This is a genomic window from Leptotrichia sp. HMT-225 (genome assembly GCF_030644325.1).
Taxonomy (GTDB): Bacteria; Fusobacteriota; Fusobacteriia; order Fusobacteriales; family Leptotrichiaceae; genus Leptotrichia; species Leptotrichia massiliensis.
On record NZ_CP130323.1, the window covers coordinates 885,071 to 899,260 of the forward strand.

16 protein-coding genes and 1 other RNA gene are annotated in these 14,190 nt (G+C 28.7%); 7 read left to right on the plus strand and 10 right to left on the minus strand.

The features are described 5' to 3' along the window. Positions 1 to 31 precede the first annotated feature (31 nt). The 7 genes from ffs (at position 32) to fabD (ending at position 6,132) form a co-directional block, all read left to right on the plus strand. An RNA gene (ffs, locus tag QU666_RS04335) (signal recognition particle sRNA large type) lies at positions 32 to 296 on the plus strand. A 106-nt stretch (positions 297 to 402) separates the two neighbouring features. Then, the gene (locus tag QU666_RS04340; protein WP_021768498.1) at positions 403 to 1,650 is read left to right on the plus strand and encodes a GNAT family N-acetyltransferase; all 1,248 of its coding nucleotides are present in this window, start codon (positions 403 to 405) and stop codon (positions 1,648 to 1,650) included. A 63-nt stretch (positions 1,651 to 1,713) separates the two neighbouring features. After that, the gene (locus tag QU666_RS04345) at positions 1,714 to 3,006 is read left to right on the plus strand and encodes a TIGR00341 family protein (protein WP_021768499.1); all 1,293 of its coding nucleotides are present in this window, start codon (positions 1,714 to 1,716) and stop codon (positions 3,004 to 3,006) included. Between the two features lie 230 nt (positions 3,007 to 3,236). After that, a complete protein-coding gene (gene rpmF / locus QU666_RS04350) occupies positions 3,237 to 3,428 on the plus strand; it encodes a 50S ribosomal protein L32 (RefSeq protein ID WP_021769264.1) in 192 nt (63 codons plus the stop codon). 296 nt (positions 3,429 to 3,724) lie between these two features. Further along, entirely contained in the window at positions 3,725 to 4,702 is a 978-nt protein-coding gene (locus QU666_RS04355; RefSeq protein ID WP_021769263.1) for a beta-ketoacyl-ACP synthase III, read from the plus strand. Between the two features lie 79 nt (positions 4,703 to 4,781). After that, the gene (locus QU666_RS04360; RefSeq protein ID WP_021769262.1) at positions 4,782 to 5,147 is read left to right on the plus strand and encodes a hypothetical protein; all 366 of its coding nucleotides are present in this window, start codon (positions 4,782 to 4,784) and stop codon (positions 5,145 to 5,147) included. 88 nt (positions 5,148 to 5,235) lie between these two features. After that, the gene (gene fabD, locus QU666_RS04365) at positions 5,236 to 6,132 is read left to right on the plus strand and encodes an ACP S-malonyltransferase (protein ID WP_036070919.1); all 897 of its coding nucleotides are present in this window, start codon (positions 5,236 to 5,238) and stop codon (positions 6,130 to 6,132) included. A 220-nt stretch (positions 6,133 to 6,352) separates the two neighbouring features. Here fabD and QU666_RS04370 read toward each other — a convergent pair whose 3' ends face one another. From QU666_RS04370 to QU666_RS04415, 10 genes are all read right to left on the minus strand, one after another. Beyond that, positions 6,353 to 6,640 (minus strand): hypothetical protein, encoded by a 288-nt coding sequence (locus QU666_RS04370; RefSeq protein WP_021769260.1) that lies wholly within the window; start codon positions 6,638 to 6,640, stop codon positions 6,353 to 6,355. Positions 6,641 to 6,695: 55 nt separating this feature from the next. Further along, the gene (locus QU666_RS04375; RefSeq protein ID WP_021769259.1) at positions 6,696 to 7,814 is read right to left on the minus strand and encodes a hypothetical protein; all 1,119 of its coding nucleotides are present in this window, start codon (positions 7,812 to 7,814) and stop codon (positions 6,696 to 6,698) included. Between the two features lie 83 nt (positions 7,815 to 7,897). Next, positions 7,898 to 8,323 carry a hypothetical protein gene (locus tag QU666_RS04380; protein ID WP_021769258.1) on the minus strand — a complete coding sequence of 142 codons (426 nt, stop codon included), beginning with the start codon at positions 8,321 to 8,323 and terminating at the stop codon, positions 7,898 to 7,900. 59 nt (positions 8,324 to 8,382) lie between these two features. Continuing rightward, a complete protein-coding gene (locus QU666_RS04385; protein ID WP_304984866.1) occupies positions 8,383 to 9,162 on the minus strand; it encodes a hypothetical protein in 780 nt (259 codons plus the stop codon). A gap of 139 nt (positions 9,163 to 9,301) precedes the next feature. Continuing rightward, complete coding sequence (locus tag QU666_RS04390; RefSeq protein ID WP_021769255.1) at positions 9,302 to 10,069, minus strand: hypothetical protein; 768 nt, start codon at positions 10,067 to 10,069, stop codon at positions 9,302 to 9,304. 16 nt (positions 10,070 to 10,085) lie between these two features. After that, a complete protein-coding gene (locus tag QU666_RS04395; RefSeq protein ID WP_021769254.1) occupies positions 10,086 to 10,748 on the minus strand; it encodes a DUF6683 family protein in 663 nt (220 codons plus the stop codon). A 33-nt stretch (positions 10,749 to 10,781) separates the two neighbouring features. Next, complete coding sequence (locus QU666_RS04400; RefSeq protein WP_232218442.1) at positions 10,782 to 11,516, minus strand: hypothetical protein; 735 nt, start codon at positions 11,514 to 11,516, stop codon at positions 10,782 to 10,784. Positions 11,517 to 11,601: 85 nt separating this feature from the next. After that, positions 11,602 to 12,414, minus strand: a complete 813-nt coding sequence (locus tag QU666_RS04405) for a TraX family protein (protein WP_021769252.1) — start codon at positions 12,412 to 12,414, stop codon at positions 11,602 to 11,604. A 21-nt stretch (positions 12,415 to 12,435) separates the two neighbouring features. Beyond that, entirely contained in the window at positions 12,436 to 13,215 is a 780-nt protein-coding gene (locus tag QU666_RS04410) for a DUF6683 family protein (protein ID WP_304179210.1), read from the minus strand. Positions 13,216 to 13,314: 99 nt separating this feature from the next. Then, complete coding sequence (locus QU666_RS04415; protein ID WP_021769250.1) at positions 13,315 to 14,097, minus strand: DUF6683 family protein; 783 nt, start codon at positions 14,095 to 14,097, stop codon at positions 13,315 to 13,317. Positions 14,098 to 14,190 lie beyond the last annotated feature (93 nt).

Here is a 14,190-nt window from a genome sequence, read left to right on the forward strand (position 1 = left end):
AATATTTAAGAAAAATGATATACTGATTTAGTCATACTAGCCGGGGAGTTAGCGGTGCCCTGTATCTACAACCCGCTTTAGTAGAGGTGATGTCAAATTTAAGGGAAGTTCTAGTATCAACGTCTTATTTCAAAAGTGTTGAGAAAATAGTCCTGTATTGTAGAGAGTTAGCGAAATGTGTCAGGTCGGGAACGAAGCAGCACTAAGTTAGTTTCTCTAGGTTTACAGGGTAGCTGTTTTTGAGCTTTTGGATTAAGAAACGGATGGTAGAATGTTTTCGAGAATTTGATGTATGACTTTTTATTTAAGTAATTATAGTGTATTATTTTAAAATTGAAATTCCTTTTTCAAAAATTAAATTTTTTTAGTTTAGTTTCTTTTACTACGAATGGAGGTTTCACGATGAAAGTAGTTGAATGGGATAAAAAGGAGAATATAAGTAAAATTTTAATAGATTTATTGGAGATAGATCCGAAATTTTCTTTTGATAAAGAGAAGGATGATATATTTTTTTTATATAATAATGGAGAGTTGTGTGGATATGTAATTCTTATTTTAAACAATATTGCCCAATTGAAAAAAATATTTATTTTACCAAAATTAAGAAATAATGGATATGGAACATTTTTTTTAAAATATATAATTAATTGGATTACAAATAAAAATTTTGATTCACTAATCATAACTAATCATAAAAAAATGAACAATTTCCTTGAAAAACAGCGATTTATAAAAACAGAGGACGGATATATATTAAATAATCTGACAGAAACTAAAAGACAGAAAAAAAATATGCTATCTATTTCCAAGTTTGCAATTTGTGTAAATATTGTTTTGGCTCTATTAAAAATTATGGCTGGGAAAATTTTTTACAGCATGTCGCTACTTTCTGACGGATTAAATTCACTTTCAGATTTGATTACAAATGTGCTGGTTATCGTGGGGCTAAAGGTTGGAAGTAATCCTGAGGATAAGGAGCATCCGTTTGGGCATGGAAAGATAGAATCGGTTTTTAGTGTGATAATAGGGACGTTTATAATGATAACGGCTTTTGAGCTGATAAAAGATAATTTTTCAAAATTAACTTCTTTTAGTAATGAAAATAATGTGAATATTACACTTATTCCAATAGTTATAACTGTTTTGGCAATATTGATAAAAATTTTTCAATTGACTTTTATGAAGAAAAAGGCAAAGAAATATAATAATGCCTTGATAAATTCCTTACTTGCAGATTACAATACTGATATTGTTATTTCCAGTTCTGTTTTATTTGGGTTGCTTTTATCAAGGATTCATCCTATATTTGATACGATTGTAGGATTTATTGTGTCAATTTATATTATAAAGAGCGGTTATGAACTGATAAAGGAAAATTCGTTAATATTGATGGATTCACAAGATGATGCCCTGATTGAAAAAATTCGTTCAGAAATATTACAATTTGAAGAAATTGAAAATGCACACGATTTTCGCATGACTACTTCTGGAAAGGACATTTATATGTTTGTGGATGTACGAATGGATAAAAATAAGACGATTGAAGAAGCACATGATATTACAAATAAAATTTCAAAAAAGATTAAGCATAAATATAAAAATATAAAAAGGTTTTTGATTCATATAGAGCCTGTTTACGAAGATGATTAAATTTTTTGAAATAGAAATTAAATAAGTTACTAATTTATAAAAATATAAAGGAGATATTGTAAAATGATAGAAAAAATAAAACATGAAAAATACAAAATTTTAAAAAGAAATATTATTGGAGATTCTGATTTTACGAAGGAAACAATGTTTATTCTGATTTGTGCAATGATTATAGCGTCAATAGGATTAAATACAAACTCTGTTGCAGTAATTATTGGAGCAATGTTGATTTCGCCACTAATGTCACCAATTCAGTCGCTAGGATTGGGATTATCAAATGGAAATTTAAAAAGAGTTTATGTATCACTTTTTAGATTGGGAATTTTTATATTAATAAGTATAGTAAGTTCCACTTTTTATTTTTTAGTAAGCCCTATAAATGATGCAACACCACAGATACTAGCAAGAACTTATCCTACTTTATGGGACGTTTTAATCGCAATTTTTGGTGGAATTGCAGGAGTAATTGGAAAAACAAAAGAAGATGGTGGAAATGTAGTTCCTGGAGTAGCTATTGCAACAGCATTAATGCCGCCTTTGTGTGTAGTAGGATTTGGGATTGCTCATGGGAATCTGAAAATTTTTCTTGGAGCAGGATATTTGTTTATAATAAATGTATTTTTTATAATGATAGCAACATTAGTTGGCTTGATAGTTTATTCTGGAAATATTTTTGAAACAAGAAATAAAATTTCAATAAAAAAACAAATAATATTTTATATAGGAAGTTTAATCATAATTATTCCAAGTATATATACAGCAACAACTTTAGTTCAAGATACAGCGAGAGAAAATTCATTAAAAAAATTTATTTCAAGGGAATTAAAAACTCATTATGTTTTTGATAATTCTATTAATAAAAAAGATAAAACTGTTACTTTAAAAATTGTAGGAGATGCCTTTAAAAAACAGGATATTGAGAAATTAGAAAAAAAACTGGAAAAATATAAATTGAAAAACTATAAATTAAAAATACAGCAGTTATCCAATGAAAAGTATTTAACAGCACAGGACTTATCAAAATATCTGAACGAAGAAAAAATAAAAGAAAATGCTGAAGATATTACATTACCACTAAAAAATGAAAATCAAACAATTTTGGAGAATGATTTAAAAACTGTTGAAAATATTTTATATAAAAATTTTTCAAATAATATTAGCGAAGTTAAAATTGGAAAATTGATAGATGCAAATAATAATGAGAACTTTGTTGTTTTAGTTGTTGGGAATGAAACAATGACAGATGAAATTTCTGAAAAAATAAAAAATCTTGAATTTAACACTGAAAAAAAATATAATATTTTTGTTCAAAAAGTTCAAAAAAATACTGAAGAATTTGAACAAAATAAAAATTAATTTTTAAAATTAAAAAAATTGAAACAAATATAAATTCAGAAAAAAATAAATAAAAGATAAAAAAATCTTGTGAATAAATGGAAAAAATATATTAAAGCCTTGACAAATGGCTTTATATTTATTATAATAGTTTGTATAAATGTAAAAAAAATTATGATTTTTTATAATTATTTTTACAATATTGAATGAAAAAATTAACGATATAAAAATTAGAAAGGAGTCGATAAATAATGGCAGTACCTAAGAAAAGAACCTCTAAAGCAAAAAGAAATATGAGAAGATCACATGATTCTATCAAAGCTCCAAATATTGTTGTAGAAGCTGACGGTTCAATAAGAAGACCACACAGATTAAACTTGGAAACAGGAGTTTACAGAGGTAGACAAGTGTTAGCAACTGATGAAGCAACTGATGCTGAATAGTTTGTTGAAGCAGGATTTATGTCTTGCTTTTTTTTTGGCTTTATTATTTATTAATTTAAATGTTTTTAGTTGTATTTTTAAAAATTTTATGATAGACTTTAGTAGAATGATTTTAAACTGAAATTGGTATAAAATTATAGTAAAAAAACTTTAAAACTGAACTCAAAAGTTATTACTATTTACTCAAATACTGAATTTATATAATTTTTAATAGCTTAATGTTAAGCGAGTTCGAGTATATAAGGAAACTAAGAAATATAATAAAGTAAAAATAAAAAATAAATTTGAGGTGAAATATGAAAGTTGGAATTTTAGGAACAGGATCTTATGTACCTGAAAAGATAATGACAAATGATGATTTGGCAAAAATTGTGGATACAAATGATGAATGGATAACAGTTAGAACTGGTATCAAGGAAAGAAGAATTGTGGATGAAAATGAAGGAACATCCGATTTGGCATTTAGAGCAGCACAAAGAGCAATTGAAGATGCTGGAATAGATAAAAATGAGATTGATTTGGTTATTGTTGCGACTATGACTCCTGATTATGGAACTCCATCGACTGCGGCACTTGTTCAGGATAAATTAGGAATAAATGCTGCGGCATTTGACTTGAGTGCAGCTTGTACTGGGTTTGTTTATGCTTACTCTGCCGGGCATAGCTTTGTTAAGGCTGGACTTTATAAAAAAGTGCTTGTGATTGGAGCAGAAGCAATGTCAAGAGTGATTGACTGGACTGACAGAGGAACTTGTATTCTGTTTGGAGATGGTGCAGGAGCTGTTGTACTTGGAGAAGTGGAAAATGGAGGATACTTAGCAAGCCATCTTGTAGCTGACGGTTCTGGGGCATGTGAATTATTAGTGCCTGCAGGAGGTACAAAAGAGCCTGTATCTAAAGAAAAAATTGATAATAAGGATATTTATCTAAAAATGAATGGAAGAGAAATCTTTAAATTTGCAGTAAGAGTTTTCCCAGAAACTGTGGAAGATGTATTAGGACAGGCTGGAATAACTGCTGATGATGTTGATTTATTTATTCCTCATCAGGCAAATATTAGAATTATTGAGTCAATTGCAAAAAGATTTAAGCAACCGCTTGATAAATTTTTTGTAAATTTGAGTAAATATGGAAATACTTCGGCGGGATCAATTCCGATAGCACTTGATGAGGCGATAAAGGAAGGGAAACTTAAAAAAGGAGATAAGTTTGTTGCTACTGGATTTGGTGGAGGACTGACTTATGGTTCGATTTTGGTCGAAATTTCAAAATAGTTGGAAAATAATTGTTAATAAAAATTAAATAATTTATAAAGATAAAATTTGTAAAATATAAAATTACAGGAGGAGAATTATGAATTCAAAAATATTTTGGGGATTGGTAATAGTTGTTTTAAGTTTGCTTAAATTTATACCTGAAGATATTATGAAATATATCGTTAATTATCAGGTTGTAATGATTCTTGTAGGAGGTTATTTTCTTATTAAGAAGAAAAAACATGGATGGATTTTCTTGATTGTAGGAATATATTTGTATATTACTCAATATATATGGGAAAACTTACCATTATTTATAGTTCCATTAATTTTAGGATTAGGAATTATTGGACTGGGTGTAAAGGAAATAGTTGATAAAAAGAAATTAACTAAATTTAGCAGTAAAGATATTAAAGAATCAAAAGATGAAGAAATAGTGGATGCTGAAGAAATAAAAAAATAATTATATTTATATTTTTTATTGAAATTAAAAATTATGATTATTGACCAATTAAAAATAATTAAAAGATATGAGAATAAAAGGAGAATTTATGTCAAAAATTGCTTTTGTATTTCCAGGACAGGGTACACAGTATGCTGGAATGGGGAAAAAATTATATGATGAAGTAAATGATGAAAACAAAAAATTAATTGATGAGATTTTTAAAAATAATGAAGATGTGAAAAGAGTTATTTTTGAGGGAACAGATGAGGAGCTGAAAAATACGAAATATGCACAGCCTGCAATTGCACTATTTTCAGTTGTTTTAACAAAATTATTGAAAGAAAAAGGTATAAATGCTGATTTTGTGGCTGGACACAGTTTGGGAGAGTATAGTTCCTTATATGCGGCTGGAGTTTTAAGTGAAACTGATACGCTAAAATTGATTTCAAAAAGAGGGGAAATAATGAGCGGTGCTAATATTGACGGTGGAATGGCTGCAATATTGGGGCTTAGTGCAGAAGATGTAGAAAACATATGTGGTGAAATTGATGGAATTGTGGAGGCAGTAAATTATAATGAGCCAAAACAGACAGTTATTGCTGGAGAGAAAGAAGTAATTGAAAAAAATCTTGAACTGTTTAAGGAAAAAGGAGCAAGAAGAGCATTGCCTCTAGCAGTTTCAGGGCCTTTTCATTCATCATTAATGAAACCTGTTGCAGAAATTTTAAAAAAAGAATTTGAAAATTACACTTGGAATAATCCAGCGACTCCGATTATTGCAAATACCACAGCAAATGTTTTAAATTCTGCTGATGAAATTCAAAATGAACTGTATAATCAGACATTTGGACCAGTAAAATGGGTAGACACAATAAATAAATTGGCTGAAAATGGGGTTACAAAAATTTATGAAATCGGACCTGGAAAAGTTTTGGCAGGACTAATTAAAAAAATTAATAAAGAAATTGAAGTTATTAATATTGAAAATGTTGAAAATCTGTAATTTCAAATTTATGTAAGACTGACTTAGAAAACTTTGTCTAAGTTTAGTTTTATTATAATAATTTTTTAATAAAAAACAAAAAATGAATATAAAGTAAACTTCGAGAAAAAAATAAAAGATTATTTCATAAAAAAGCAGCTTTATCAATTTAAGGCTGCTTTATTATAAATATAAAAAATACTATTTAAAATATTTAAAAAATTCTACTCTTTTAAATCAATCATTGAATATAGTCAAAAGTTTCCAAAGTTAAATTTCTATTTCCATTTCCGTAGAAATATACTTTAAATATTGTTCCTTTGGAAAATTTATAATAAGTCTGTTCAACAAGTCCTGTAAAATTAAATATTTTTCCTGACTGAAGGCTCACACAGTTTGCGAATCTTTTACCATCTTTTGTTATACCTCTTGAAGTCACACGACATTTTTCTACTGTCCGTAAAGTTTTTTGTGCTGCAAAACTGTAAACACTTCCTAATATTAAAAATGCAAAAATAATTTTTTTCATAATAAATCAGCTCCTATCATTGTAATTTTTAGTTATTTGTGAAAATTTATAAATTCTACCATATTACTCCCAGCCTTTCTGCAAGTTGTACATAATTTGCAGGAGGCATCCAGTATTTAATAATTTTTTTGTTTTTATTGAATACATCCAGTGCTTTTTCCTTTTCACCTTTTTTCAGATAAACATCTATCATAATTCTGAACAGTTCATTCATCGGATGATTTCTACTACTTTCATAAACAAATTCCGGATATTTTTTTGTATCGACATTTTTATATGCTTCAATTCCTTTTTGTGCATAATTCAATATCTCTGAATATTTATCAGGATAATTATGATAAATAAAATCTGTCATAATGAGATATCCTTTTGGATAATCAGGGAAATTTTCTATTAATTTTTGCGATATTCTTTTAAAGTTAATATTATCAGGATTTTTTACCGGCGAGTAAAGCATTAGAAGCAGTTTATAATCATCAATTTTTGCTGTTTTATTTTTTACTTTTTCCTCTTTTTCACTGATTAAAAGTTTTGTATCATCATCATTTCCCGGCGTTCTTACAATTTCTCCTATGGTTTTATCCATTCCTTTTATTTTGTAGCTGTCAAGTGAAAGAATATTTATAAACTCTATATTCTCATCATAAGGAATTTTCCATTTTTTAAGCGGATAGAAGTACTCAAATTTTACAATCATTTCTTTTTCGATATATTTTGTGTCATTTTTCTTTAATTCATTTTTCAAAAAAGAAGAGATTTCCTGTTCTATTATTTCTAGCTGTGTAGATCTGCTTTTTCCTCTTACCAACGAATTAAAGTCTTTGTTTTTATAAAATTTAGACATTGTATAGTTTAAATCGGGATATTTTAGTGACACATTTACATAAGCCAGCTTTATATCCCTTCCGTTTCCATTTTTCTGCTTTGTTAGTTCAATTTTATTTATTTTATAAGTAAGATATTTATAACTTTCTTGTGAAGTACGCCAGATATTAAACCACATTAAATGATATTCACTAACTTTTTTTGTATCTTCATTTTTTGCTGCATTGATATAATCTTCAAAAGCCGCTATTACAGCCTTTTTATCATCATTCTCTTCAGCACTTTGGCTAATTCCGCAGCTTGTTATAAACATAATTGCCAGTAAAATAAATGATATAATTCTTTTCATGATTCCTCCTGATTTTTCTAATAATAAATTTTCCTGGTTACACTAAAAATGCTATTTTTTTAACTTTTTAATCAAAAAATAAACTATTTTTTCATATTTTCTGAAGTAGATGCCATATCTTTGGAAAATGTCATTGAAATTCCTGTATCCTGATTATACTGCACTTTTCCATTTTTTACAATAATTTCATCTGATTCCTTGCCATTTCCTACAAGAATGTATCTCCCGTTGCCCTTACTTTGCATATCATAGGTTCCTGCCTTTGTTATACAGTTCCCGTTAACTACATTGTTAAGGCTTATATAGGCAATATTTCTTTTTATTTCAAAATATGAATCTTCAAAGCATTCCTGACCTGCCACCTTTACAGTCTGCCCTTTTGTAGTCAGCGTTTCCACATTATATTTTCCTGAAATGCTGCGCTGGGAAGCTTTCCCCTTTGCTTCACATCCCATACTCATTAAAATCATTCCTGCCATCATAGCTAGGTTTATTTTTTTATTTTTCATTTTTTCACCTCTGTCTGTATTTAACTATTCAAAATTCCGTCAGCTATTTTCTTATCCTATTAAAATAAATGTATATGTGCTTTACTTCCATATAGTAAAACGAATGTCATAATTGGCATAAAAGGTATAAAAAGAAGCATACTCTGCATTATCTTCATTTTAAAAAGCCTAAATTTTACTTTTGGAATCTGCTTTTTCTGAATTATGTCTATCATGTTGTCCACAATTTCTGAGATTCTGCTATTTTCTATCATTATATCTGTTTGCGAAGATCCTCCTTTTAAGTTTTTCTCAGGCACAAAACAGATTTCCTTTTTTCCATCAAGAAGATAGATGTGAGATTTAGATCTGATTATTCGAGTGCCAAATAGAGGAAATAACTCAGTACCCCAGTTATAGCCTTTAATATCCAGTAATTTTCCATTTAAATAAAAATCTTCATTTATTATCTCAAGTGTATCTTTTGTTTTTTCTTTTGGATAATAGTATTTGTTCCCGTATGTTATACTTATTACAGCACAGTTAAGTAAAAGCAGTATTCCAATTTTTATCCCGAAAAATATTAATATTTCTGTTATGTTAAAGCAGATAATATTCAAAACAACTGCTTTTTTCAGATTTTCAGGCACTTCATAAAATACCGTTCCTGTTTCTGTTCTTTCACGGTAAACTGTATCAGCTGCTAAAATTCCAAGTTTTATTTTCTCTTTAACCTCATCCTCATACCTTTGAATAATCTTATGTAAATTTTTTTTGATTTTTCTATTTTTCATATCAAAAATAATTATTATACCCAAAACTGCAAAATATATTAATGCAAAAACTAAACTATACAGCATTTTAGACTCCCTGAATTAATAAGATATATTCCTTGCAATGTTATATGAATTCTGTCAGCATCCACTTTTAAAATTGTTTTCAGTACCTGTTTTTATAAAGATAATATTGTTATACACCATATATGCTACCATTATTTTACTAAAATAAATACATATATGCTTTGCTTTTATACAAAGAAACAAGTATCACAATTGATATAAAAAGTAAAAAAAGAAGTATGCTCTGCATTTTTTTCATTTTAAAAAGTTTGAATTTTACTTTTGGAATCTGTTTTTTCTGGATTACATCAATAATATCATCTATAATTTTAGAAATTCTGTCATCTTCTATTATTATATCTATTCGAGATCTTTTTAACTGTCTTTCAGGTACAAAACAGATTTCCTTTTTGTCATCAAGAAGATAAATATGGGATTTAAGTCTGATTATTCGAGAGCCAAACAGGGGAAATAATTCAGTACCCCAGTTATAGCCCTTTATATCCAATAATTTTCCATTTAAATAAAAATCTTCATTTATTATTTCAAGTGTATTTTCTGTTTTTTCTTTTGAATAATAATATTTATATCCATATATCATACTTATTACAGCACAGACTATTAAAAGCAATATTCCAATTTTTATTCCCAGAAATATTAATATTAGCATTATGGCAAAGCAAATAAGATTTAGAACAACTGCTTTTTTCAAATCCTCCGGCACTTCATAAAATACTCTTCCTGTTTCTGTTCTTTCACGGTAAACTGTATCAGATGATAAAATTCCAAGTTTTATTTTCTCTTTAACCTCATCTTCCTGTTTTTGATTAATTTTGCGAAGATTTTTTCTGTTTTTTATTTGTTTCACACCAAAAACGATTAATGTAACAGCAACTGAAAGATATACTAATGCAATAATTGAATTCATTTTAGACTCCTCCGTATTAATAAGATATTCCTTGAGCTGTTATACGGACTCTGTCAGCATCCACTTTTAAAATAGCTTCAAGTATTTGTTTTCCTGCCTCCCTTAATTGAGCTGTAGTCTGTGAATTAGGATTGCTCTGATTTAAGGACTGTCCCACAGCCAAAGTCATTCCAACCATAACCATCTGGTCGTACATACTTTTTTTCTCCCTGTTGCTCATTCCGTCAAAAAATCCGCTATTTTCAAGATGAGCCTTGAACTGATTTGCCATAGGTTTCACATAGTCATCATTAAGACTTATATTGTTATATGCCATGTATGCTCCTGCTATTACAGCCGCTACTGCTGAAGACAAATCATTTGTCGGTATTCCTACAGAATGGGCTACCTGTGGGAAAGAATCATACAGCTGTTTTAATGATGCCCTTATTTCCTTTTGCTGGCTTTTTGGATAAGTTGCAACCAATGTTTCCAGTCCATCGGTACTTCCGTCCTGTGTGAAAGTAAGTGATGATTTTCCGTAAGATTTACCTTGTGAAGATGAAGTTGTATTTAAAAGTTCCTGCATTATTTCATTTTTAAACATATCGCCATAATCAGCATGAGCTTGTCCTGAAATTCCAAGTCCCAGTGCTAAAATACTTAAAAGAAATATTTTTTTCATAAATTTTGCTTTCATAACTGTTCCTCCTGTAATTTTTTTATTTTACTGTTAATTTAAATTAGATAATTTTTTCTTGTTTTCCTCATATTTTTTACTATTAGTAGATTTTAACATTTCATTATCCTTTTTGGCATTTTCTAAAGCTATGTTATACAAAAGGGGATTATAGTTTTCTTTTAGAAATTTTTGGTTAATTATAAAAGTTTCTACTGCTTTTTCATTATTTCCTAACAATCTGTAAGTCTGTATTAAATTTTTTTCAATTATCTCTGAAAGTACATTATTTAATACTTTAATATCTTTATATTCCGTATAACTCTGTTTACCATGTTTTAAAATACCTATTGCTTTTTCATAATATTCAGCACTTTCCTTATATTTTTTTTCATAAAAGAGAATATCTGCCATCACTCTGTAACCATAGGAATAATCAGGAGCATTTTTTAAAAATATTTCTGTAATTTCCTTTGTTCTTTTAAATTCACGGTTTTGATAAAATGCCACGGTTACATAATTACGGTATTTCTCAAGATTTTTGCTGTCCTTTAAAAATTCTTCTTCCGCTTTTTTTATAGTTTCTTCTGATGAAACTTCTTTCTGTTTTTCTATTTCAGAGCTGTCTTTTTCTGAATTCTTTTTATTTTCTTCAGTTTTATTTTTATCGCTCTGGCTTGTATCAATATTATTACCTTTTTTTGTTTTATTTTGTTCCTGTTTCTTATTGCAGCTAAAAACAACAAAAACTATCATAGCTATCATTAAAATTTTTTTCAATTTTATCACTTCCCCAATGGATACAGAATTTTTTATGTTTTTTATTTTCTTAACAGTCCTTCTTAAACTTTTGCTTTGTAAATATTGGCTTCACTTAAATTCCATAATTCTTACCTATCAAAGAAATCAGATATATCATAAAAGAAACATAAATCGCCACTATTAGTAAAAGGTGTAATGGATAAAAGAAATAAAACATATATTTTGTAAATCTGTTATGAATACCCTGCTTTCCGTTGTAAAGCCATATTATCGGCAGTGAAAATATCGCAAATATCTGTGTTTTTATAAATATCTCATTCCCAAAAAAGTTAAACGGAAATTCAAGTCCAGGCATAATAAATACGTTTAGAAACACCATTAATACAGCCTGAAATATTATATTCCTGTAATCTTTCCCCCTGAAAAAATAGAATATCAGAATAATTGCAATCCCATATCCTAAATAATCACTTCTTGCAAAATGTGCAATTGCGACAGTTAAAATGCTTATAGCAGCTTTTACAAAAAATTTTATTATTTTATTCATATTTTCTGATTTTTCCGTTTTTTCCAGTAAATTCATTCCACATAAGGCAATTCCAAAAGTCCATAATACATTGTTATATGGATAAAATACCATTATTTCTCCTTTTAATGCCAGACTTGCAAAAAGATTGAACGGAATTTCCGAAATAGCTGCAAAAATAAAGATACGTATTAAATACTTTTTTCTGTTTTTAGTCCTAAAAAATCCTTCTACGAGCATAAAGGCAAAAATTGGAAAGGCAAGTCTTCCAAGCATATTTAACCATATCTGATTAGGAAAAAATATATTCCACAGATGATCTGCCACCATAAATGCCATTGCCAGAATATGCAGTGTAAAAGAATTTATCCCTTTAGAAAATATAACTTTTTTATCCATTTTCACTCCTATTCTATTATTTTAATAAGAAAGCCCTGATGCCGTTATTCTCACTTTGCTTGCACTTACTCCAAGAAGTCCCTCAAGCACCTTTTTACCAGCCTGTCTTAATTGAGCTGTAGTCTTTGCATTTGGATTTTGCTGATTTTCGGACTGACTTACAGCCAAAGTCATCCCTATTATTACCATTTGGTCATAAATATATTTTTTTTGGCTGTCACTCATTTTATCAAATTCAGAAACACTTTGCATAGCTTCTTTAAACTGATTTGCAATAGGTTTCATATAACTGTCATTCAAACTGACATTGTTATAAGCCATATATGCTCCTGCTACAACAGCAGCCATTCCTGTTGATAAATCATTTGTAGGTATTCCTACAGAACGTGCTACCTGCGGGAATGAATCCTGTAATTTTTTCAATATAGGTTTCACTTGGGCTCTTTTATTTGAAGGATATTGAAGAACTAAATCATCTAATCCTTTTGTATTTCCATCAGGTTTAAATGTTATTTTAGCTTTTTTTGTAGAAGTAGCTGTCTTAGCACTTGTCGATGAAGATGTATTTTTTTTATTCGACGATGTTTTTTTTGACATTAAATTATTATATTCGTCTTCTCCATACATTTCCTCATATCTTTCTCTATTTCTTTTTTCCTGTTCTCTTGCATTTTTGAGCCCTTGATTAGCCATCCATTGTGCATTATAATCAATAAAAAAACCGTAAGCCTGATTTGAAATTCCAAAACTTAATGCTGCTATTATTGTTAAAAATATTTTTTTTATTTGCTTAACTTTCATAATTTCTTCTCCTAAATTGAATTATATATTTTCATTTTTTTTGTTTTTTATTATCACTATATACTATAATAAAACTTCTTATTTTTGTAATTATTTATTTTAATAAACAAGCCCTGATGATGTTATTTTCACTTTACTTGCACTTACTCCAAGAAGTCCCTCAAGCACCTGTTTACCTGCATTTCTTAACTGAGCGGTAACTTTTGCATTTGGGTTTTGCTGATTTTGGTACTGATTTATGGTTAAAGTCATTCCTATTATTACCATTTGGTCATATATATATTTTTTATCACTGTCACTCATTTTATCAAAGGCATCTACACCTTGAAGCGCTGTTTTTAACTGATTTTGCATAGGTTTCATATAATTATCATTCAGACTTACATTGTTATATGCCATATATGCTCCTGCTATTGCAGCTGCCAGTCCTGAAGACAGGTCATTTGTAGGTATTCCTACTGAACGTGCTACCTGTGGGAAAGAATCCTGCATCTGTTTCAGGTATGTTCTCGCTTCTCCTCTCTGCTTTGACGGATAGTTATTAACAAAATAATCAAGCCCTCTTGTATTTCCGTCCGATTTAAAAGTTATTTTGGCTTTTTTTGCCGGTTTTGGTTTAGACGATGTTTGGGATGAAGACGATTTACTTTTACTGCTTCCTGTACTCTTAGAGCTTGAACTTTTTCCACTTGAACTGTCGTTATTTGTATTATTACCAAAAACTCTATTATGATTCTCAAAAGTTCTTCTCATTATATCCTGCTGAATCCAGTCACTGTTATAATCATACCAGTATCCCATAAATGCGTGTGCAGGCTGTGATACAAATAAACCTGCCCCGATTATTGCTGTAACAAATAGTTTTTTCAAATTTATTTTCATAATTTCTCCTCCCGAATTGAATTATATATTTTCATATTTTTTTTGTTTTTTATTATCATTATATACTATAATAAAACTTCTTATTTTTGTAAT

Coding starts and splice junctions, on each gene's coding strand:
- QU666_RS04340 (WP_021768498.1), top strand. CDS start 403: ATGAAAGTAGTTGAATGGGATAAAAAGGAGAATATAAGTAAAATTTTA.
- QU666_RS04345 (WP_021768499.1), top strand. CDS start 1,714: ATGATAGAAAAAATAAAACATGAAAAATACAAAATTTTAAAAAGAAAT.
- rpmF (WP_021769264.1), top strand. CDS start 3,237: ATGGCAGTACCTAAGAAAAGAACCTCTAAAGCAAAAAGAAATATGAGA.
- QU666_RS04355 (WP_021769263.1), top strand. CDS start 3,725: ATGAAAGTTGGAATTTTAGGAACAGGATCTTATGTACCTGAAAAGATA.
- QU666_RS04360 (WP_021769262.1), top strand. CDS start 4,782: ATGAATTCAAAAATATTTTGGGGATTGGTAATAGTTGTTTTAAGTTTG.
- fabD (WP_036070919.1), top strand. CDS start 5,236: ATGTCAAAAATTGCTTTTGTATTTCCAGGACAGGGTACACAGTATGCT.
- QU666_RS04370 (WP_021769260.1), bottom strand. CDS start 6,640: ATGAAAAAAATTATTTTTGCATTTTTAATATTAGGAAGTGTTTACAGT.
- QU666_RS04375 (WP_021769259.1), bottom strand. CDS start 7,814: ATGAAAAGAATTATATCATTTATTTTACTGGCAATTATGTTTATAACA.
- QU666_RS04380 (WP_021769258.1), bottom strand. CDS start 8,323: ATGAAAAATAAAAAAATAAACCTAGCTATGATGGCAGGAATGATTTTA.
- QU666_RS04385 (WP_304984866.1), bottom strand. CDS start 9,162: ATGCTGTATAGTTTAGTTTTTGCATTAATATATTTTGCAGTTTTGGGT.
- QU666_RS04390 (WP_021769255.1), bottom strand. CDS start 10,069: ATGAATTCAATTATTGCATTAGTATATCTTTCAGTTGCTGTTACATTA.
- QU666_RS04395 (WP_021769254.1), bottom strand. CDS start 10,748: ATGAAAGCAAAATTTATGAAAAAAATATTTCTTTTAAGTATTTTAGCA.
- QU666_RS04405 (WP_021769252.1), bottom strand. CDS start 12,414: ATGGATAAAAAAGTTATATTTTCTAAAGGGATAAATTCTTTTACACTG.
- QU666_RS04410 (WP_304179210.1), bottom strand. CDS start 13,215: ATGAAAGTTAAGCAAATAAAAAAAATATTTTTAACAATAATAGCAGCA.
- QU666_RS04415 (WP_021769250.1), bottom strand. CDS start 14,097: ATGAAAATAAATTTGAAAAAACTATTTGTTACAGCAATAATCGGGGCA.